Annotated in this window: 2 protein-coding genes; one reads left to right on the top strand and one right to left on the bottom strand. The window is 44.2% G+C overall.

Annotated features, from left to right (window positions below; translation table 11 throughout):
• Window positions 1-52 precede the first annotated feature (52 nt).
• The gene (locus tag LAY57_RS35620) at window positions 53-433 is read right to left on the bottom strand and encodes a Fic family protein (protein ID WP_249072222.1); all 381 of its coding nucleotides are present in this window, start codon (window positions 431-433) and stop codon (window positions 53-55) included.
• A 219-nt stretch (window positions 434-652) separates the two neighbouring features.
• On the opposite strand from LAY57_RS35620, the gene LAY57_RS35615 reads away from it, so the two are divergent.
• On the top strand, window positions 653-1,204 hold the full coding sequence (locus LAY57_RS35615) for a type III secretion system chaperone family protein (RefSeq protein WP_249072220.1): 552 nt from the start codon (window positions 653-655) through the stop codon (window positions 1,202-1,204).
• Window positions 1,205-1,349: the final 145 nt, after the last annotated feature.

Raw genomic sequence — 1,349 nt, 5'->3', positions numbered from 1 at the left:
AATGAATCCTCAACATTTAAGAAATTGGTTTGCTAATTGCTGCTACTGTACCTCATAACAGCGGGAACCGCTGTAAATCACGATGAAACTGCAAAACAATATTGGGAGTAAAGGGAATATAACTATAGCTAGCGTGAATCGTATTCAGCACATCCCGATATCCCGCGATTTCCTGTTCTGAACGATCCCTTGGTGCTGTGCGTTCCGTTACTAATTTGCGAATTCGCCCCAGAGGAACAGTAATCCCTTCAATGCGGTTAGAAGATTCGGTACTTTGAATCATCGCAGCTTGGCGCAAAGTTTCTAGCACTTGTGGCGCTTGTTGCTTGTATAACTCCTGTTTGCCTTTGTACTCCCCAATCAGGCGAATCGTCTGGAGTAGTTTTTGGGTAATCGGTTGCTGGGTGAAAAAGGTCAGTTCAAAAGATTTCATAGATTAAAATGCCACTGTAATAGCCATTGAACGGCTATTGCCAATTATATAAGTATTTTTAATATAGGTACTACTCAGCGTTACAGTACCTATATTAAAGGGATTGTACCTCATTGCCTCTGTACTCGTTTCTGTCTAAGTTCTGACCAAGCTGCATAAACCTCGGCACCCGCTACGAGAAAGATATAGGAAACAATAACCTACCTCAACGAGGTTCTCATGGCGACAACACTAAACCAGATTGCACAGTATCTCGATAACCGACATTGGAAATACCACATTCAAGCGGCAGACTCCCGCATCATAACTGGAGTAATAGCAAATAACGTTGACCAACTGCCGATCGCGATCGCCCTCAAAGAAGACGGCGAGTACCTGGAACTAGCAGCACCCCAGTTACTCCAGGTGAAAGACCATATCTATAAAGGTCTGTTGTTCCAAACTCTTCTCGCTATTTCTTGGGAAGTCAAGATGTTGCGCTGGGAGTATGACCCACTGGATGGGGAAATTCGCGCTTCGATCGGGTTTCCCTTAGAAGACGCTTCTTTGACTGAACGCCAATTCAACCGTATTTTGAGCGGTTTAATCCAAATTGTCGATAAATATGCCATGCCGCGTCTGCAAGCGGTACTGGAAACCGGGATCGATCCAGCAGAGAAAGCTTTGGGCGAAAGATTATTGCTGACGCTGCAAGAGATTTTACCAGATGGGTCTTTGAATTTGTTAGAGCAAGCTTTGACCGATCGCAAAAAACGCGGGTTTGATAGTTAGTTGCATAAACTGTAGTGCTGCCAACGATGTAACTATAACAGGCTGACATCACCGAGGAGTAAGAACTCTAGGGTCTTGCGGCATAATGGGGTATAATGTAGCGATCGCTACATTATACCGGTAAAGAACAATGGACTTTCATCTA

Source organism: Argonema antarcticum A004/B2 (assembly GCF_023333585.1).
In the GTDB taxonomy this organism is placed as follows: domain Bacteria; phylum Cyanobacteriota; class Cyanobacteriia; order Cyanobacteriales; family Aerosakkonemataceae; genus Argonema; species Argonema antarcticum.
The sequence above is the reverse complement of the archived record's forward strand: the minus strand, read 5'-3'. Positions and strand labels throughout refer to the sequence as shown.